Below are 18,323 nucleotides of genomic sequence, written 5' to 3' on the forward strand. Positions count from 1 at the left end.
GCCCGGGCCCCGTCGTCGCGCGGGCCGCCCCGGGCTACGCTGGTGCGGACCCCAGGAGGTGACGTTGACGCATCCCGCGCCGGCAGCCGCTCGCCCGAAGCAGCGCGTCCCGTTCTGGGACAACGCCCGTTTCGCGTGCATCACGCTCGTGGTCATGGGCCACGCGATCCAGCGTCTGACCTCCGAGTCCGACCCCGCGCTCGTCGTGTACCTGTTCCTCTACGCCTTCCACATGCCGGCGTTCGCGATCATCAGCGGGTACTTCTCGAAGTCGGCCCCTCCCGGACGACGACAGATGCGTCGGGTGATCACGGACATCCTCGTGCCCTACCTGATCATGGAGGGGATCTGGTCCCTCGTGCAGTTCCTCGTCGAGGGCAAACGCGCGTTCAACCCGACCCAACCGTCGTGGACCCTCTGGTTCCTCCTCGCGCTCGGCATCTTCCGCCTCGTCCTGCCCTATCTCGCCCTCCTGCGCTGGCCATTGCTCTGGAGCGTGGTGATCTCGATCGGCGTCGGCTACCTCGACAACGTCGACAGCACGTTCTCGCTCTCGCGCGCGCTCGGGATCCTGCCGTTCTTCGTGCTCGGGTGGCAGATCAACCGGTGGCGGCTCGTGGACCGCTGGCGTCTCGTCCGTACGAGGGCCTGGTGGATCCGGATCGCCGCCGCCGTCGTCCTCATCGCGTGGGCGGTCGTCCTCGTCCTCGGGATCGACCTGTGGCGCCGCATCGACCTGCGCTACTGGTTCTTCTACGACCGGGGGTACACCGCGCTCGGGAACGAGGACGGGACGGGCGGCCTGGTGCGACTCGCGGCCATCCTGCTGGCCGTCGTCCTCACCGCGGCGTTCTTCGTGCTCGTCCCCCGCGGCCAGTCCTGGATCACCCGGTACGGACAGTCGACGATGTACGTCTACCTGCTGCACTCCTTCGTGCTCTATCCCCTGCGAGAATCGGGCGTCCTCACCGACACGGGCAACCCGGACCTCGTGCTCGTCGGCCTGCTGGTGCTGTCGGTCCTGATCGTCATCGTGCTCTCCAGCGGACCCGTGCGCCGCATCACGAGACCGCTCATCGAACCCCGCGCGGCGTTCATCTTCAGTCGCAAGCGGGCCTTCGACCCGGAGCCCCCTCGGAGCGACCCGACCGGATCGCGCCGCGACGTCACGAGGTGACGAGGACGACCTTCCCGCGGACGTGACCGTCGATGAGGTGGCGGTAGGCGTCGACGACCCGCTCGATGGGCCACACGCTGTCGATCGGGAGGACGATCTCACCCCGCGCGATCGACTCGCCGAGCGCTGCCAGCTCGTCGAGCGTCGCGTCCTGTCCGCCGACGCCGCGGAAGCCGTGCTCGGCGGCGAACGGTCGGTCCGCGATCGTGTTGACCCGCTCCGGCGCGACGCCGAGATCGCGCGCCAGCTCGAGGGTCGGCCGGCCGTGCGTGTCGATGACGGCGGTGATCCCGCCGGGGGCCGCCTCGAGGACACGCTCGCGCAGGCCGTCGCCGTACTGGACGGGGATGATGCCGAGACCGCGGAGGAACTCCTGGTTGGCCGCACCGGCGGTGCCGAGCACGACCGCGCCCGTCCGCCTGGCGAGCTGCGCCGCGAGCACGCCGACCCCGCCGGCCGCAGCACTCACGAGCACCGTGTCCGACTGCTGGACGCCGACGGCGGCCACCGATGCGATCGCCGCGCGTCCCGCGATGTCGAGGGCGCCGGCCTGCTCGATGGTGAGCCCGTCCGGCACGTGGTGGAGGATGCCGGCCGGAGCGATGAGGAAGTCCGCCTGCGCGTGGAACCGGTGTCCGCCGTACACGTGGTCGCCCGTCGCGAATCCCTGGACACCGCTCCCCACGCCGTCCACCACCCCGGCGAAGTCGTTGCCGTTCCCGCTCGGCACGTCCCGTCCGAAGGAGGCGAGCGCTTCGGGTGATGACGCGAGCTTGTGGTCGACGGGGTTGAGCCCTGCGACGAGGACACGGACTCGGACCTCGTCGTGGCCGGGCACCGGGATGTCGCCCTCGACGAGGTGGAACACCTCGGGGCCACCGAACCGGTCGAACCGCACGAACCTCGCCATGATGCCTCCTCCGCCGGCTTCCGCCGACCTCCATGCTCACACGCTTCCCGGGCGAGGACCACCCTGGCCGCAGCGGACGTCACGCGCCGTTCACCCGGCCGAGCGAGAATCACGGGCATGGCATGGGTCGATGAGCTGCAGACGGCGATCACGGCGTGGTTGCTCGAGATCGCCGCGTCGGGCTGGGTGTTCCCTGCGCTGTACCTGCTGACGGTCGCCGACGCCTTCCTGGTCGTCCTGCCGAGCGAGACCGCGGTGACGGCGCTCGGAGCGATCTCGGCGTCGAGCGGCTCGCCGGACCTCGCCCTCCTCATCGGCGTGGCCTGGGCGGGCGCCGTGACCGGCGACGTGTCCTGCTACCTCCTCGGTCGGCGGATCGGGACCACACGGTTCGCCTGGATGCGGCGCCCGCGGGTCGCGGCCGCGATCGGACGTGCGGGCGTCGCGCTCGAGCGCCGCGCCGCTGCAGCCATCCTCACCGCGCGCTACATCCCGTTCGCGCGCATCGCGGTCAACCTCGTCGCCGGTGCGAGTGGCCTCCGCCCACGTCGGTACCTCCCGATCACCGTCCTCGCAGGGCTCGCCTGGGCACTGTGGAACGTGGGCGTCGGAGCCGTCGTCGGCCGGTTCCTCCCGGATCAGCCGGTACTCGCGACCGCCGTGTCGATCGTCGTCGCGGTCGGCCTGGGCGTGGCCGTCGACCGGATCAGCGCCGCCCTGTCCGCACGACGGCGACGGACACGGGCCTCACTCGACGAGCTCGCCCCGCGCTTTCTTGCCGACGATGGAGTGACGGCGGCTGTAGGCGAAGTAGATGATGAAGCCGAGCGCCAGCCAGACGAGGAACCGCACCCAGGTGAGCGTCGTCAGGTTGAGCATGAGCCAGACGCAGAGCACCGCTGAGAGGATCGGGAGGAACGGCGACCACGGGACGCGGAACGCGCGCGGCAGCTTCGGGTACTTCTTCCGCAGCACGATCACGGCGATGCTGACGAGCACGAACGCGGAGAGCGTGCCGATGTTGATCATCTCCTCGAGGATGCCCACGTCGGTCAGGCCGGCGATCAGCGCGACGAGCGCGCCGACGATGAGCTGCACCCGCACAGGTGTCTTGCGCTTCTCGGAGGTGACACTGAGTGAGCGCGGGAGCAGGCCGTCGCGGCTCATGGCGAAGACCACGCGGGCCAGGCCGAGCAGGAGCACCATGATGACGGTCGTCAGGCCGGCGAGGATGCCGATCGAGATCACCTGCGCGGCCCAGTCCGCGCCGACCGCGATGAACGCCGTCGCGAGCGAGGGGTCCTCAGCCTCGGCGAGGGTCGTGTACGGCACCATGCCGGTGAGGACGAGGCTCACGCCGACGTAGAGGACGGTCACGATGGCGAGGCCACCGAAGATGCCGCGCGGCAGGTTGCGCTGCGGGTTCTTGACCTCCTCCGCGCTCGTTGCGACGACGTCGAACCCGATGAAGGCGAAGAAGACGAGTGAGGCACCGGCGAGCAGACCGAAGACGCCGTACTGCGCGGGCGCGGCCCCCGTCATGAAGGAGAACAGCGACTGCGACCAGGCGTCGGACGCCCCACCCTTCGTCGGGACCTCGTCGGGGATGAACGGCGTGTAGTTCGCCGCCTTGACGAAGAAGGCGCCGACGACGATGACGAAGATGACGATCGCGACCTTGATGATCGTGAAGACACTCGCGACACGCGAGGACAGCTTCGTCCCGAGGACGAGCAGGGTGGTGAAGATCGCGACGATGACGAACGCGCCCCAGCTGACCTTGAGCCCGAAGACGTCGAGCTCGCTCGGCACGTCCCAGCCCCAGAGCAGGAAGACGTTGCTGAGGTAGATGCCCCAGTACTTGGCGATGACGGCGGCCGCCGTGAGCATCTCCAGGATGAGGTCCCATCCGATGATCCACGCGAGGAGCTCACCGAGGGTGGCGTAGGTGAAGGTGTAGGCGGAGCCGGCGACGGGCACCGTGGAGGCGAACTCCGCGTAGCACATGATGGCGAGGGCACAGGTGACGGCCGCGAGGATGAAGGCGAGCGACACGGACGGGCCCGCGTAGTTGCCCGCAGCTTTGGCTCCCACGGAGAAGATGCCGGCGCCGACCGCGACCGCGACACCCATGATCATGAGGTCCCAGGTGCCGAGCGTGCGCTTCAGGCTGCGCCCTTCGACGCTGGAATCCGCGAGGGAGTCCTCGATGCTCTTCGTCCGCCAGATGCTCATGGTGCTCCTTGCCGTGGTGCGGTACTTCGTGGCCTCGCGCGAAGCCGACTCTCGACCTTGCCAGATGCGGGCCCCCTGGTCGAGTCACGGACGAGTTTTTCTGCAGCTGTGGGGTTCCCGGTAGAACACGAACGGGCCGTCATCCGAATGGATGACGGCCCGTCACGAAGAAGCTCGCGGTGTCAGCGCCCTTCGACAGGCTCAGGGACCGTGGGTCCGGTGAGTCGCCGGAGGGTTCAGAGCTGCTTGCCTAGCGGCGGAGTCCGAGGCGCTCGATCAGCGAGCGGTAGCGCTCGATGTCGACGGCCTGGAGGTAGCCGAGGAGGCGGCGACGCTGTCCGACCAGGAGCAGCAGACCACGACGCGAGTGGTGGTCGTGCTTGTGCTCCTTGAGGTGCTCGGTGAGGTCCTTGATGCGGCGGGTCATGACCGCCACCTGGACCTCGGGGGATCCGGTGTCACCTGGGTGGGTTGCGTACTCTTCGATGATCGCCTTCTTACGGTCTCCTTCAAGCGCCATAGTGGTGATCCCCTCTCTGTTCGTTGCGCGGTGCCCGTCGCCTGATGCGTGGGCTCTCTTGATCCGCGGCCGTTCGACGGCAACCTTGTGATTCTAGCAGGTTCAGAGCGAGGGAGGTTCGCGGTGCGTCGAGCGCCGCTTCGCGTTCGCCCGCTCCTCCGCCTCGGTGGCTGCGACCCGGCGCCGACGACGCAGCACGAGGATGAGGGCGAGCGCGATGAGGTCCAGAACCAGGAAGGCGAGGAGTAGCCAAACCCAGAGCGGAGGTCCGGCACCGGCGCTCGGCGCAGGCTCGGCCGCGGCCTCCGCCGCCTCGGCCGTCGTCGTGGAATCGTAGACGAGCCGGACCGGGTCGCCGAGCGTGGCCCCGCCGTCGGCGTTCGTCGACACGAGGGCGAGGGTGATGTCGTACTCCCCCGCGTCCGCTCCGCGAAGCCACTGGGTCATGTTGATCCTGGTGGACCATCCGCCGTCGCTGCCGATCTCGATCGGCTGCCCGTCGAAGCGGAATTCGGTCGCCCCCGTCCCGCCGGTGGACTGCAGGTCGCACGAGGCGTCGTCTGCCGTCGAGCTGCTGAAGCAGGCCTTCGCCGAGTCGTAGAGGTCGATCGAGCGCCAGTAGGACAGCACGACGTCGGCACCCGCGTCGGCGGTGCCGGTGACGTCGAATCCGCTCACCTGCTCGCCGTCCAGGGTGTAGTCGACGCGGTAGACGGTGTCGCCGTCGGTCGGGCTCTCGATCGTGCCGGTGCCGGCGGCCGACGCGGGAGCGGATGCGGCGAGCGGCAGGACGACGGATCCGGCGCCGAGCGACACCGCCACCACGGCGAGCGCCGCGGCACGAGCGGCACGCTGCAGCAGCGGACCGAGTCGACGCACTCCGGGGATCACCTGGCCACCACTCCCTCCGGCGACGCCGGACGGCGACGCACGCCACCAGTATCCCAAAGTCCGGGGCGCCGAGCCTGGGAACGACGGAGGCGGGGACCGCACCCGGCGGTCCCCGCCCACATCGGGGCGGTCGGGCGGAGTCGTCCGATCAGGCCCCGAGACCACCGAGCAGCTCGGAGAACGGGCGGTCGAGCTCGAACGGGTCCTCCAGGCGCCCGGAACGGTCCGAGGCCGCCACAAGGGCACTCAACTCACCGGCCGCACGGTCGATCCGCGCCGGTAGTGCGCCGACCTGCGCGTCGCCCGTCCCCCAGTCCTCGGAGGCCGCGAACACGGCGGTCGGCACGGTCACCGCCCGCAGGTAGGCGAACAGGGGACGCACGGCGTATTCGAGGGCGAGCGAGTGTCTGGCCGACCCACCCGTCGCACCGAGGACGATGGGCACCCCGGTCAGAGCGGTCGGCTCCACCACATCGAAGAACGACTTGAACAAGCCGGAGTAGCTGGAGGAGAAGATCGGCGTCACGGCGATGACGCCGTCTGCGCCGGTCATGGCTTCGATCGCCTCGGACAACCGTGGACTGGGGAACCCGGTCAGCAGCTTGTTCGTGATGTCCCGAGCCAGGTCGCGCAGCTCGATCGACGTCGTCTCGACGTCATAGCCGTCCTGCTCGAGGTGCGCCACGGTGGCGTCGCGGAGGCGGTCGGCGAGGAGGCGCGTCGACGACGGCTGGCTGAGACCCGCCGACACGACGGCGAGCGTGCGCTTCGCGGTCATCGGGTCGCCCCGACCGCCGCCGCGCCGAACGCCGAACCGGATGCGACCCGGCTCGTCTCGACCGCACCGGAGCGCGAAGCGAGTTCCGCCTCAGCGGCTGCGACCATCGACGCGTGCGTCGGCGCCTCCGGGACGTCGGCCGGACGGTCCTTCGCGAACTCCTTGCGCAGCACCGGCACGACCTCGCCGCCGAGGATCTCGAGCTGGTCGAGCACCGTCGCGAGCGGGAGCCCGGCGTGATCCATGAGGAACAGCTGACGCTGGTAGTCGCCGAAGTGTTCGCGCATCCCGGCGTACCGGTCGATGACCTGCTGCGGGCTGCCGACGGTGAGCGGCGTCTGCTCGGTGAAGTCCTCGAGCGTCGGCCCGTGACCGTAGACCGGGGCGTTGTCGAAGTACGGCCGGAACTGGGCGACGGCGTCCTGCGAGTTCTTCGCCATGAACGCCTGACCGCCGAGTCCGACGATCGCCTGCGCGGCCGTGCCGTGTCCGTAGTGCTCGAACCGCTGACGGTACAGCTGGATGAGGCGCATGTAGTGCTCCTTCGGCCAGAAGATGTTGTTCGCGAAGAAGCCGTCGCCGTAGTAGGCCGCCTGCTCGGCGATCTCGGGGCTCCGGATGGAGCCGTGCCACACGAAGGGCGGCACGCCGTCGAGCGGTCGCGGTGTGGACTGGAAGCCCTGCAGCGGGGTGCGGAACTGGCCCTGCCAGTCGACGTAGTCCTCTCGCCACAGGCGGTGGAGCAACGCGTAGTTCTCGATGGCGAGGTTGATGCCCTCGCGGATGTCCTTGCCGAACCAGGGGTAGACGGGCCCCGTGTTGCCACGGCCCATGATGAGGTCAACCCGGCCGCCGGCCAGGTGCTGCAGCATGGCGTAGTCCTCGGCGATCTTCACCGGGTCGTTCGTGGTGATGAGCGTCGTGCTCGTCGAGAGGATGAGGTCCGTGGTCTTCGCAGCGATGTAGCCGAGCATGGTCGTGGGACTCGACGGGACGAAGGGCGGGTTGTGGTGCTCGCCGGTCGCGAAGACGTCGAGACCGACCTCCTCCGCCTTCACGGCGATCGCGACCATCGCCTCGATGCGCTCGTGCTCGGTGGGCGTGATCCCGGTGGTCGGGTCGGTGGTGACATCCCCCACCGTGAAGATTCCGAATTGCATCATGCGCTCCCACTCGTTCTTTCATGCATTTGCATGGATATCAAGGACAACGGCGTTCACACCCGCGCTATTCCCGGCCCGTTCGGCATCCTGTCCACAGCGCGCCGCGCGAGCCGGACGCCGTGTCGGCGGGCTATGGCAGGATCACCGCATGAACGGCTCACCGAACCCTTCGTCCAGCACGCCGACACCCGCCTCTCGACACGTGTGCGGCATCGTCCCGCCCTGGTTGCTCGAGCGCATCGCCGGACTCGACGCTCCGCAGCTCGCTCGCGCCGCCAGTGCCGCGCGGTACTCGCTGCTCGCCACGCGACCATACCGCTTCCCCGAGCCCGGGTCGGAGCGGGCCGCCGATCCCGTACGCGGCGCGACGGCCGGCAAGCGTCCGGTCGGCACCCCGGAGCGCAGCATCCACGACGCCGAGGGGACCGAGACCCTCCCGGGCACGCTCGTCCGCTCGGAAGGCGCGCCCGCCACCGCCGACACTGCGGTCTCCGCCGCCTACGACGGCCTCGGCGACACCCACGCCCTCTTCGCCGAAGCCTTCGCACGCGACTCCATCGACGGCCGCGGGCTGCCCCTGCTCGCCACGGTGCACTACGGCGACGACTACGACAACGCGTTCTGGAACGGCGAGCAGATGGTCTTCGGCGATGGCGACGGGGAGGTCTTCCGCAGCTTCACAAGCTCCCTCAGCGTCATCGGCCACGAGCTGGCCCACGGGGTGACGCAGTACACGGCGAACCTCGTCTACGAGGGGCAGCCCGGAGCGCTCAACGAACACGTGTCCGATGTCTTCGGCGCCCTCGTCGAACAACACGCGCGCGGCGAGGACGCGGCATCGGCGTCCTGGCTCATCGGCGAAGGCCTCTTCACGGACGAGGTCGAGGGCAACGCTCTGCGTTCCATGCTCGCCCCGGGCACGGCCTACGACGACGACGTCCTCGGCAAGGACCCGCAGCCGGCGCACTTCGACGACTACATCGAGACGACCGACGACAACGGAGGCGTCCACCTCAACTCCGGCATCCCCAACCGGGCGTTCGCGACGCTCGCCGTCGCCCTCGGCGGCAATGCCTGGGAGCGCGCGGGGCTCATCTGGTACGACGCCCTCGTCGGCGGTCTGTCGGAGCGCGCCGACTTCGCGACCTTCGCCGCGGCGACGATCGCGGCGGCCTCCGCCAGGTTCGGTGTGGACTCGGAGGAGCACATCGCGGTCGGGCAGGCGTGGGCACTCGTCGGTATCGAGCCGTCCGCCTGAGCGTCGTGGCAGCGCCCGGGCTCGCGGAGTAGCATCGCGGCATGAAGGTCACGGTGACGAGGAGCGGCGGTGTCGCCGGTCTCACCCGACGGTGGGAGGTCGTCGTCGACGAGCAGCCCGACGTCGACCGATGGATTGTCCTGCTCGACCGCCTCCCGTGGGACGACACCCCACAAGGACCACCGGTCCCGGATCGGTACGTCTACCGCATCCGATGCGCCCCCAAGGAGGCCACCCTCGGCGAGCAGCAGCTCACCGGTCCCTGGCAGGAACTCGTCGAACGGGTGCGCGCCGTCCAGCCACCACGGGACTGACGATTCCTCGCCGGTCGCATGATCCCGACGGCGTCAGTGCTGCGGGAAGCGCTCCGCCAGCAGTTCGATCGTCCGCTCACGCGCGGGCGCCGAGTTCGACGGCGTGCCCTCCCGTGCCGACCCGACGGGCGACACCATGACCTCGTCGACACCGAAGCGGTCGGCGAGACCCTGCAGCTCCGCCGCAGCCTGGTCGGCGTCGCCGATGATCCAGGCAGCGCGCATCTGCTCGACGAAGCCGAGCTCGAGATCGCTCTGCTCGGTGGCGGCAGCCTCTTCGACGGTCGCGATGGGTCCGAGCGGCTTGCCGGAGCGCAGTCTCGCCATCTGCTGCAGGTTGGGGAGCGCCAACGCTTCCGCCTCGGCGGCCGTGTCGGCGACCACGGCGTTCGCGGTCAGGAAGGTGCGCGGCGCGTCGAGATGTGCGGACGGCTGGAAACTGGACCGGTAGAGCTCGAGGGCCCGCGCCGTCCCCTGGCCGGAGAAGTGGTGCGCGAAGACGTAGGGCAGTCCGAGTGCCGCGGCGAGCGCCGCCGAGTAGTCGCTCGATCCGAGCAACCACACGTCCGGCACGCTGCCGGCCTTCGGCGTTCCCCGCAGGGCGTACTCCTCGCCGGAGGTCATCCGCACGCTCGCGCCGTCGACCCCGAGGAGGGCGACGATGTCCTGCACGTTGTTCGGGAACCGGTCGACGTCGCTCGTGTTGCCGGACTGGCGGAGCACGGCGGAGATGACCGGGTCGCTGCCCGGTGCCCGGCCGAGGCCGAGATCGATGCGGCCGGGCGCGGAGGCCTCGAGGAGCGCGAACTGCTCGGCGACGACGAGCGGAGCGTGGTTCGGGAGCATCACGCCGCCGGAGCCGACCCGGATCCGCTGCGTGGCGGCGGCCAGGATGCCGATGACGACCGCGGGGTTCGTCGATGCGACGGACGGCATGTTGTGGTGCTCGGCCACCCAATACCGGTGGTACCCCAGCTCGTCGGCGCGCTTCGCCAGGGCGATCGTCGCTGCAAGGGCAGCCGCGGTGTCCTGGTCGGTGCGGACGGGGATGAGATCCAGTATCGAGAGTCGCATGGTCACCTTTCGTCGCGCTGCCGAACGGCGACAGACGCATCAGGGTGCAGCGCTCGGACGGCGCGACATATTCCGCCTCGGCCACCGCAGTGGATTCCCAGGGCGATCCAAGCCGGATGCCACACCTGACGCGTACGCTGGATGCCCGCGACCCTGAAGGAGCACAGCATGGGATTCCTCGATCGACTGCTCGGACGCCCTGAGTCCGATGGACCTGTCCAGGCGACGGGTGGTGGGAGCCCCGCCCCGACCAGTGCGCGGACGGAGGACGAGATCGCCGTCGAACGGTACCGCTACCTCCTGCGGACCGCGCCGCCGGAGACCATCGAACAGGTCCACGAAGAGGCCTTCACGAAGCTCACCCCCGAGCAGCGAGGCATCCTGTACCGACAGCTGTCGGAGGGCGCTCCGACCGGTGAGGCACCGGCCGACGACTCCCCCAAGGCCCTCGCGCGTTCGGCCACCCGGGCCGAAGTGCGGCAGCCCGGGACCCTCGAGCGGAACCTCGGTCCGCAGGGCGGCGGGATGGGCTTCGGGGGGATGCTGGCCAGCTCGATGCTCGGCACCATCGCCGGGGTCGTGGTCGGTTCGGCCATCGCGCAGGCGTTCATTCCGGACACCGTCGGAACCGATGCAGCAGCCGATGCCGGCGCCGATCAGGGTGGTGCCGAGGCCGGGGCAGGAGACGGCGGGACGACCGACGCCTCCGCAGCCGACACGTCCGCCGACGGCGGTGGCTGGGGTGACGGTGGATTCGGGGACTTCGGAGGCGGCGGCGACTTCGGTGGCGGCGGCGACTTCGGGTTCTGAGCCCTGCCGACGCCCGGTCGCGGCACCATGCGTCCGTCAGCGCCGCTGACCACCCGCGGTTCGCGCCGGAGCGGCCGTCCGGAGCTCCACGGCCCGCTGGGCGAGCAACTCGATGACCGCTTCGATCCGTGCATCCCGGTGCGCGTCGTCGGCTCGCTCCACCCACGTCGCGAGTTCCCGCTGTGCGCTGTTCGGCAGGCCGCGGAAGAACGACAATCGACCGGCGTCGTCGATCGCCTCCTCGAGGTCCGGCCGCAGCCGCACCACCGTGCCGGTCGCCGAGAGCGGCGCGGCTCCCACATCAGCGTGTCTGCCCATGCGGCAACGGTAGTGGGTCGGGCGGCAGCCGTCGAGCAGCTCGGTCCTGACCGATCTCGGCCGGCCCCTGAGCCTTCAGGCGATCAGGCGAGTTCCCACGAGGCGACGCCACCGCCGACGACGACGAACACCGGGTGCGGCTGCGGTCGCCAGACCTTCGCCCACCGGGACGCGACGTCCGGGCTGCGTCCGAGCAGGTGCCGCCGCAGGTTGCCCCATTCGTAGTCGAGCTGACCGTCGGTCACGACGAGGGGGTCCCGGAGGACGCCGGAGGCGACGACCCGCGCGCGGTCGAAGACGATGTCGCGCTCCTGCGCCTCGTCGGCGACACCGTTGAGATAGGCCGCGATCGCGTCCAACGGTTCGTCGGCCTCGAGGAAGCGCTGGAGCTGCGGGTGTGCACGGAGGCTCGATCCTGGCTCCTGCAGGACCCGCTGGGCGATCAGCCCTTCACGCCAGGACGACGTCAGCGCCTGGGCGTCGAAGTACCGGGGATGGATCGACCAGAGACGCATGTCTCCATCCTGCCCGAGGGCGCTGACAACCGACTCCGGGCAGCCCCTGCCCCTCGCCGGAGCGCATGACCCTCGCCGTGGAGCCCTGCCGCGACGCGCGTAGGCTGAGGTGCATGTCTGAGCGCGCCACATCCCGTCGCCCGATGCCCCGGTGAGCGCTGCACCCGGATCCGGCCGTCGCGGGCTCCTCGTCGATCTGAGTCCGCTCCGGGAGAGTCCCGCCTTCGCCCGCCTGTGGATCGGCGGGGCGATCACCGGGATCGGCGGCCAGATGACCATCGTCGCCGTCGGCCTCCAGGTCTACGACCTCACCGCGTCGACGTTCGCCGTCTCGCTCGTGGGCGTCATCGCCCTCATCCCGATGATCTGCTTCGGGCTCTACGGCGGCATGCTCGCAGACGCGTTCGACCGACGCACGGTCGCCCTGACGGCCGCCGTAGTCACGTGGGTGTCCACGGCGATCATCGCGGTGCTCGCCTGGAGCGGCTCTGAGGTGGTCTGGCCGCTGTACCTCCTCACGACGATCAACGCCGTGTCGACGACCATCGTCGGGACGACGCGGCAGGCGATCCTCCCCCGGCTGCTGCCGGCCCGCCTCCTACCGTCCGCCGCGGCGTTGTCCGGCATCGCCGCGGGGGTCATGGTGACGGTCGGACCAGCACTCGCAGGCGTCCTCGTGGCCGGCGTCGGATTCCGCTGGACCTACACGATCGACGTCGTGCTGTTCGTCGCCGCCTTCCTCGGAATCGCGTCGCTGCCGAAGATCCTGCCCGAAGGCGGCGTCAGTCGACTTCCGGGCCTCGCGAGCCTGGTCGACGGCTGGACCTTCCTCCGGACGGCCCCCAACGTCCGGATGACGTTCATCGTCGACATCGTCGCGATGACGTTCGGCAACCCGCGGGTGCTCTACCCTGCCGTCGGCACCCTGTTGCTCGGCGGCGGGGCGATCACCGTCGGGGTCCTGACCGCGGCCGGCGCGGTCGGCACCCTGCTGTCGAGCCTCGTCTCCGGACGACTCGGCCGGATCGACCGTCAGGGCCGCGCCATCGAGCGGGCCATCATCGTCTACGGGCTCGCCATCGCCTCCTTCGGCGCGGTCCTCGCGTGGGTCACGTGCTCCGGAACGGCGACGCACGATGCCGCCGACGCGAGCCTGCCCGCCATCGTGATCGCGGCGATCGCACTCGCCGTCGCCGGAGCAGCCGACAACATCAGCTCGATCTTCCGGATGACGATCCTCCAGGCGGCCGTGCCCGATGCCGTCCGAGGCCGGTTGCAGGGCGTCTTCACCGTCGTCGTGACCGGCGGACCCCGCGTCGGCGACCTCTACATCGGTCTCGCGGCTTCGGCCTTCGCGCTCTGGGTACCGGCGCTCGCCGGCGGACTCCTGGTCGTCGTGCTCGTCTGGACCCTCGTCCGCGTCCAGGGGGCCTTCCGCCGCTACGACGCGCGGACGCCGACCCCGTAGCGCCTAGGCGGGGGCCGTGGCGATCGAGAAGACGTCGCGACCGCTGAGCGAGGCTCGGCCGGGCAGTCCCTCGAGCTCGAGCACCAGTCCGAGCCCTGCCACCTCGTACCCGGCGCGCTCGATGAGGTTGATCGCCGCACCGCAGCTGCCGCCCGTCGCGAGCACGTCGTCGAGGATGAGCACGCGCGTCCCGGCCGGCAGCTGCTCGGTGCGCAGCTCCAGGGCGGCGGCGCCGTACTCCAGGCCGTAGTCCTCGCGGAGCACCTCACCGGGCAGCTTGCCCGCCTTACGGATGGGGACGAGTCGCGTGTGGGTCGCGTACGCGACCGCCGCGGCCAGCAGGAACCCACGGGCTTCGACACCGGCGACGGCGTCGAAGCGCCCCTCGAAGCGCGACGCCAGCTCGTCGATGATCGCGCGGAAGGCGTCGGCGTCGGCGAAGACCGGCGTGAGGTCGCGGAACAGGATGCCGGGCGTCGGGAAATCTGGAATGGTCGCCGTCAAGCGGTCGACGTACTGGGTTGCGGTGGTCATGCGGTCCTCGTTCGGTCTGGGAGACATGCGACACCCCTCGCCTCCGCGACGCGTCGGTCGAGGGAGACGAGGGGTGACCTGCGGATGATTACTTGACGCCCAGGAGGTCGATCACGAAGACGAGCGTCTGGCCCGAGAGCTGGTGGCCACTGCCGGCCGGGCCGTAGGCGAGCTCCGGTGGGACCGTGAGCTTGCGACGGCCGCCGACCTTCATGCCGGGGATGCCGTGCTGCCAGCCCTGGATGAGGTTGCGCAGCGGGAAGTTGATGGACTGCCCGCGGCTCCAGGAGGAGTCGAACTCCTCGCCGGAGTCGTAGCCGACGCCGAGGTAGTGGACGTCGACGGTCGAGGAGGCCTGGGCCTCGTCGCCCTCGCCGAGGAAGATGTCCTCGATGACGAGTTCGGTGGGGGCCGGGCCCGTGGGGGCGTCGACCTCGGGCTTGGTGCGTGCTGAATCGGTCATGAGTCCATCCAAGCAGTTCCGCCCGATCGGTTCACGCGGATTTCGCTGAGCGCGTGACGCTCTCGCCCCGACGTCGGGTGGGGTGGTCGTGGCGCTGCACCCGGTACTTTGGGGTTGCGGGCCGTGGCACCCGGGTGCATGCTGGATGGACAGACCAACTCATCGCCCGGGCGACTCGCAGGCAGTGCCGCAGCACCGGGCGATGAGTCTGTCCGGGGCGGTCGCCCGAGGAGCCGTCTCGCATCCCGTTCCGTCGTGTCCGGGCCCCCGCAGCTCGGACCGGTATGTCCACAACGCCCGCGCCCGATGCGCCTGCGATACCGTAGACGGGTGAAGTTCGCCCATTTCGTCGCCACAGACCACCAGCCGAGTACCCCCGCAGAGCCGCGGGTCCGACTCGCCGTCATCAGCGACACCGGGGCGGTGTTCCTCGACGAGATCCTCGAGGACGCCCCGCGCGACCTCCAGGAGCTCATCGAACGCGGCCCGGCCGAGCTGGACCGCGTGCGGAGCTTCGTCGAGACCTCGCTCGCCCACGGTGTCAGCGGAGAACCCCTCGACGGGCTCGTGCACGCGTCCGCGGTCCTCCGTCCGCCGACGATCCTCGCGGTCGGGCTCAACTACTCGGCGCACTCGCAGGAGCTCAACCTCAAGACCGACAACGCCCCCACCATCTTCGGCTTATGGGCCAACTCGCTCACCGGTCACGAGGGCACCACGAGCTGGCCCGCGGCGATCAGCGAGCAGGTGGACTACGAGGCGGAGCTCGGTGTCGTCATCGGCCGGGCCGCTCGCGACGTCGATGCGGCCGATGCGCTCGGCTACGTGTTCGGGTACACCGTCGTCAACGACATCACGGCCCGCAACATCCAGTACTCCGAGGCGCAGTGGTCGCGCTGCAAGTCCTTCGACGGGTTCACCCCGACCGGCCCGGTGGTCGTGACCGCGGACGAGATCCCCGACCCGCAGGACCTCCACATCTCGACCGTCCTCGACGGCGTGACGCTCCAGGACTCCTCGACCAGCCACATGGTCCGCAGCGTCGCGACGCTCATCGAACACTTGACGGGCTCCGCGACCCTCCTGCCCGGAACACTCATCTCGACGGGCAGCCCGGGCGGCGCGGGATACTCGCGCGACCCGCAGGTCTTCCTGACCGACGGCGCGACGGTGACCGTGTCCGTCGAAGGCGTCGGTTCGCTCACGACGCACTGCACGGTTACCGCCGGGTAGCCCGTCCCTCACAGCACACGACGAAGCCGTCCGGACCCTGGTCCGGACGGCTTCGCTGTCTGCCACCGCGTCGGTCAGCGACTCGGGTCGGAGTCCGCGCCCGGGATCGGCAGATCGATGATCGGGATGGCCGAGGTGACGGCCTCGATCCCCGAGAGCCGCGCGGGCGAGAGCTGCTTCGTCACCTCGTCGCGCGTCATGAGGTTGGCCTCGACCACGAGGTCCGCGACGTTGCGGCCCGTGAGCAGCGCGGTCTTCGCGAGCGCCGCAGCCGACTGGTACCCGATGAACGGGGTCAGGGCGGTGATGACACCGACGGACGCGCCGACCATCACCTCGAGTCGTTCCTCGTTCGCCGTGATGCCGTCGATGCAGTTCACCCGCAGCGTCTTGCACGCCTGCGCCATCCAGACGATGCTCTGCAGCAGCGAGTGGGCGATGACCGGTTCGAAGGCGTTGAGCTGCAACTGCCCGGCCTCGGCCGCCATCGTGACCGTCATGTCGGCGCCGACGACGCTGAACGCCACCTGGTTCACGACCTCCGGGATGACCGGGTTGACCTTGCCCGGCATGATGCTCGATCCGGCCTGCCGTGGCGGCAGGTTGATCTCGCCGAGGCCGGCCTGCGGACCGCTCGACAGCAGACGGAGGTCGTTGCAGATCTTGGAGAGCTTGATGGCGCTCCGCTTCAGGGTGCCGCTGAACGACATGAACCCGCCGGCGTCGCTCGTCGACTCGATGAGGTCGGGTGCCGTGGTGAGCGCGAGGCCCGTGATCTGGTTGAGGTGACGGACGACGGCCTCCGCGTAGCGCGGGTCGGCGGTGATCCCCGTCCCGATCGCGGTGGCACCGAGGTTCACCTCGGCGAGCAGCCAGAGGGTCTCGTGGAGGCGGTCGTAGTCCTCGGTGAGCGTCGTCGCGAAGCCGTGGAACTCCTGCCCGAGGGTCATCGGCACGGCGTCCTGCAGCTGCGTGCGTCCGACCTTGAGGACGTGGGAGAACTCCACGGACTTGGCACTGCACGAGTCGCGCAGCAGGCCGAGCTCCGTCAGGAGGAACTGCAGCGAGAACGCGAGCGCGATCTTGATCGAGGTCGGGTAGACGTCGTTGGTGGACTGCGACCGGTTGGTGTCGTCGAGCGGGTGCAGGAACTGGTATTCGCCCTTGGCGTGGCCGGCGAGCTCGAGCGCGATGTTCGTGATCACCTCGTTCGCGTTCATGTTCGTCGACGTGCCCGCACCGCCCTGGATCACGCCGACGAGGAACTCCTCGTGGAAGTCACCGTCGATGATGATCTGGCACGCGCGGTCGATGAGGTTCGCCTTCGCCGGGTCGAGGACTCCGATCTCGGCGTTCGCGCGGGCGGCGGCCTGCTTGACGCTCGCGATGGCGACGACGAGGTCGGGGTAGACGGAGATCGGACGCTTCGTGATGGGGAAGTTCTCGAGCGCGCGTGCCGTGTGGATGCCCCAGTACGCGTCGGCCGGGATCTCCATCGAACCGAGGGAATCCGACTCCGTCCGGGTCTCGTCGCTGTTCGTCCTGTCCGCCATGTCGTCGTCTGCTCCAAGGGTGGTGGGGATGCTGCTGCTGGTGGTGCTGATCGTCACTCGTGGCTCCGTTGCCTGGTGGGTGGATGTCCCCTCCAGCGTAGCCGGGCGCGATCCCCGATGCCGCTGCGGTGTCTCGGACACGAGACGGTTCCGTGCCTGCGGTTCAGCTCCCGTGGGTCACCGCTTGCGCGAGAACGCCTCGAGCCGCTCGGCCGGGCTCAGGGCGGCCATGCGGTCGACGAACGCCGCGCTGAAGGTGCCCGCGGTGGTGTAGTCACCGAGCGGCACCGTGGAGTGGGTGATGCGGTCGTCGTACACGTGGACGAGGTTGAACGACTGACCGCCGAACATCCCGTTCACCTCCACGGACGGCAGCGAGAGGTTCATCGAGTAGCAGCTCGCGCTCGCGACCTGGACGGGGATGCCCGCGAAGGTGCTCGAGGTGGAGTAGTGCAGATGGCCGCCCAGGATGGCCCGGACGTCGCTCCCTCGCAGCACGGCTTCGAGCCGGTGTTGGTCGCGGAGTTCGAGGATGTCGAAGAACGGGATGCTCGAGGGCACCGGCGGGTGGTGCATGGCCAGGATGCTGCCGAGGGGCGCCGGGGCGGCCAGGACCGTCTGCAGCCACTCCAGCTGGCTGTCCTCCAGCTCGCCGTGATGCCAGCCCGGGACGGTCGAGTCGAGACCGATGACGCGCAGTCCGCCGAAGTCCCAGACGGCGTCGAGCGGCTGCTCCCCCGCCGGGAGGTCGAGCAGCTCCGTCCGCATGACCGAGCGCTCGTCGTGATTGCCCATGAGCCAGACGATCGTGGTACCGAGGCGCTCGGCGACGGGCTCGACGCGCTCGCGCAGGCGACGGTACGCGTCGGCCTCGCCGAGGTCGGCCAGGTCGCCCGTGAACACCATCGCGTCGGGCCGGAGCTCCATGCGCTCGATCTGGCGGAGGGCCTGCTCCAGGTTGGCCTGCACGTCGACCGCGTCGTAGAGGCGTCGGCCGTCGGCCAGGAGGTGCGGATCGCTGAGGTGGACGATGACCCGGCCGGGTGCCGGGTACTGACCGAATCGGACGTCGGAAGTCATGGCACGAGTCTAGGACGCACCCCCGACGG

At 69.8% G+C, this 18,323-nt stretch carries 19 protein-coding genes and 1 pseudogene; 7 read left to right on the top strand and 13 right to left on the bottom strand.

Annotated elements, in window-relative coordinates; all coding sequences use genetic code 11:
- The first annotated feature begins 64 nt into the window (after window positions 1–64).
- Window positions 65–1,177 (top strand): acyltransferase family protein, encoded by a 1,113-nt coding sequence (locus BIU99_RS17065; protein ID WP_071262385.1) that lies wholly within the window; start codon window positions 65–67, stop codon window positions 1,175–1,177.
- Here the strand turns inward: BIU99_RS17065 and BIU99_RS17070 are convergent.
- Window positions 1,167–2,087 (bottom strand): NADP-dependent oxidoreductase, encoded by a 921-nt coding sequence (locus tag BIU99_RS17070; protein ID WP_071262326.1) that lies wholly within the window; start codon window positions 2,085–2,087, stop codon window positions 1,167–1,169. The genes BIU99_RS17065 and BIU99_RS17070 overlap by 11 nt on opposite strands.
- Before the next feature lie 117 nt (window positions 2,088–2,204).
- Between BIU99_RS17070 and BIU99_RS19520 the strand changes: the two are divergent.
- Window positions 2,205–2,690: pseudogene (locus tag BIU99_RS19520) on the top strand (DedA family protein); the annotation flags it as partial.
- A gap of 144 nt (window positions 2,691–2,834) precedes the next feature.
- Here BIU99_RS19520 and BIU99_RS17075 read toward each other — a convergent pair.
- The 5 genes from BIU99_RS17075 to BIU99_RS17095 all read right to left on the bottom strand — a co-directional run bounded on the left by BIU99_RS17075 (window position 2,835) and on the right by BIU99_RS17095 (window position 7,671).
- Window positions 2,835–4,322 carry an amino acid permease gene (locus BIU99_RS17075; RefSeq protein ID WP_071262327.1) on the bottom strand — a complete coding sequence of 496 codons (1,488 nt, stop codon included), beginning with the start codon at window positions 4,320–4,322 and terminating at the stop codon, window positions 2,835–2,837.
- A 250-nt stretch (window positions 4,323–4,572) separates the two neighbouring features.
- A complete protein-coding gene (gene rpsO / locus BIU99_RS17080; RefSeq protein WP_056012204.1) occupies window positions 4,573–4,842 on the bottom strand; it encodes a 30S ribosomal protein S15 in 270 nt (89 codons plus the stop codon).
- Between the two features lie 102 nt (window positions 4,843–4,944).
- Window positions 4,945–5,733 carry a hypothetical protein gene (locus BIU99_RS17085; protein WP_139205493.1) on the bottom strand — a complete coding sequence of 263 codons (789 nt, stop codon included), beginning with the start codon at window positions 5,731–5,733 and terminating at the stop codon, window positions 4,945–4,947.
- 148 nt (window positions 5,734–5,881) lie between these two features.
- Window positions 5,882–6,511 (bottom strand): FMN reductase, encoded by a 630-nt coding sequence (locus tag BIU99_RS17090; RefSeq protein WP_071262329.1) that lies wholly within the window; start codon window positions 6,509–6,511, stop codon window positions 5,882–5,884.
- Window positions 6,508–7,671: an LLM class flavin-dependent oxidoreductase gene (locus BIU99_RS17095; protein WP_064294472.1), complete on the bottom strand. Its 1,164-nt coding sequence runs from the start codon at window positions 7,669–7,671 to the stop codon at window positions 6,508–6,510. Before BIU99_RS17095 ends, BIU99_RS17090 begins: the two co-directional genes overlap by 4 nt.
- 151 nt (window positions 7,672–7,822) lie before the next feature.
- Here BIU99_RS17095 and BIU99_RS17100 point away from each other — a divergent pair, with 151 nt between their 5' ends.
- Window positions 7,823–8,932 carry a M4 family metallopeptidase gene (locus BIU99_RS17100; protein ID WP_071262330.1) on the top strand — a complete coding sequence of 370 codons (1,110 nt, stop codon included), beginning with the start codon at window positions 7,823–7,825 and terminating at the stop codon, window positions 8,930–8,932.
- 41 nt (window positions 8,933–8,973) lie between these two features.
- Entirely contained in the window at window positions 8,974–9,246 is a 273-nt protein-coding gene (locus BIU99_RS17105) for a protealysin inhibitor emfourin (protein WP_064294474.1), read from the top strand.
- 33 nt (window positions 9,247–9,279) lie between these two features.
- Here BIU99_RS17105 and BIU99_RS17110 read toward each other — a convergent pair whose 3' ends face one another.
- Complete coding sequence (locus BIU99_RS17110; RefSeq protein ID WP_064294475.1) at window positions 9,280–10,320, bottom strand: LLM class flavin-dependent oxidoreductase; 1,041 nt, start codon at window positions 10,318–10,320, stop codon at window positions 9,280–9,282.
- A gap of 168 nt (window positions 10,321–10,488) precedes the next feature.
- Between BIU99_RS17110 and BIU99_RS17115 the strand changes: the two genes are divergently transcribed.
- On the top strand, window positions 10,489–11,130 hold the full coding sequence (locus tag BIU99_RS17115) for a hypothetical protein (RefSeq protein WP_064294476.1): 642 nt from the start codon (window positions 10,489–10,491) through the stop codon (window positions 11,128–11,130).
- A gap of 36 nt (window positions 11,131–11,166) precedes the next feature.
- On the opposite strand, the gene BIU99_RS17120 is transcribed toward BIU99_RS17115, so the two are convergent.
- Entirely contained in the window at window positions 11,167–11,448 is a 282-nt protein-coding gene (locus BIU99_RS17120; protein ID WP_082915908.1) for a YdeI/OmpD-associated family protein, read from the bottom strand.
- 83 nt (window positions 11,449–11,531) lie between these two features.
- Window positions 11,532–11,963, bottom strand: coding sequence for a pyrimidine dimer DNA glycosylase/endonuclease V (locus tag BIU99_RS17125; RefSeq protein WP_071262331.1), 432 nt, complete (start codon window positions 11,961–11,963; stop codon window positions 11,532–11,534).
- A gap of 151 nt (window positions 11,964–12,114) precedes the next feature.
- On the opposite strand from BIU99_RS17125, the gene BIU99_RS17130 reads away from it, so the two are divergent.
- The gene (locus BIU99_RS17130; protein WP_175484428.1) at window positions 12,115–13,431 is read left to right on the top strand and encodes an MFS transporter; all 1,317 of its coding nucleotides are present in this window, start codon (window positions 12,115–12,117) and stop codon (window positions 13,429–13,431) included.
- A 3-nt stretch (window positions 13,432–13,434) separates the two neighbouring features.
- On the opposite strand, the gene BIU99_RS17135 is transcribed toward BIU99_RS17130, so the two are convergent.
- Entirely contained in the window at window positions 13,435–13,965 is a 531-nt protein-coding gene (locus BIU99_RS17135) for an adenine phosphoribosyltransferase (protein WP_064294479.1), read from the bottom strand.
- A gap of 88 nt (window positions 13,966–14,053) precedes the next feature.
- Window positions 14,054–14,428 (bottom strand): FKBP-type peptidyl-prolyl cis-trans isomerase, encoded by a 375-nt coding sequence (locus BIU99_RS17140; protein WP_064294480.1) that lies wholly within the window; start codon window positions 14,426–14,428, stop codon window positions 14,054–14,056.
- A gap of 330 nt (window positions 14,429–14,758) precedes the next feature.
- Here BIU99_RS17140 and BIU99_RS17145 point away from each other — a divergent pair, with 330 nt between their 5' ends.
- Complete coding sequence (locus tag BIU99_RS17145; protein WP_064294481.1) at window positions 14,759–15,661, top strand: fumarylacetoacetate hydrolase family protein; 903 nt, start codon at window positions 14,759–14,761, stop codon at window positions 15,659–15,661.
- Window positions 15,662–15,735: 74 nt separating this feature from the next.
- On the opposite strand, the gene BIU99_RS17150 is transcribed toward BIU99_RS17145, so the two are convergent.
- Together BIU99_RS17150 and BIU99_RS17155 are read right to left on the bottom strand one after the other, a co-directional pair.
- Entirely contained in the window at window positions 15,736–17,214 is a 1,479-nt protein-coding gene (locus BIU99_RS17150; RefSeq protein ID WP_064294523.1) for an aspartate ammonia-lyase, read from the bottom strand.
- 177 nt (window positions 17,215–17,391) lie between these two features.
- Window positions 17,392–18,294, bottom strand: a complete 903-nt coding sequence (locus BIU99_RS17155; protein ID WP_064294482.1) for a phosphodiesterase — start codon at window positions 18,292–18,294, stop codon at window positions 17,392–17,394.
- Window positions 18,295–18,323 lie beyond the last annotated feature (29 nt).

Origin of the sequence: Plantibacter sp. MMLR14_011 (assembly GCF_001865025.1) — a bacterium.
GTDB classification, from domain to species: domain Bacteria; phylum Actinomycetota; class Actinomycetes; order Actinomycetales; family Microbacteriaceae; genus Plantibacter; species Plantibacter flavus_A.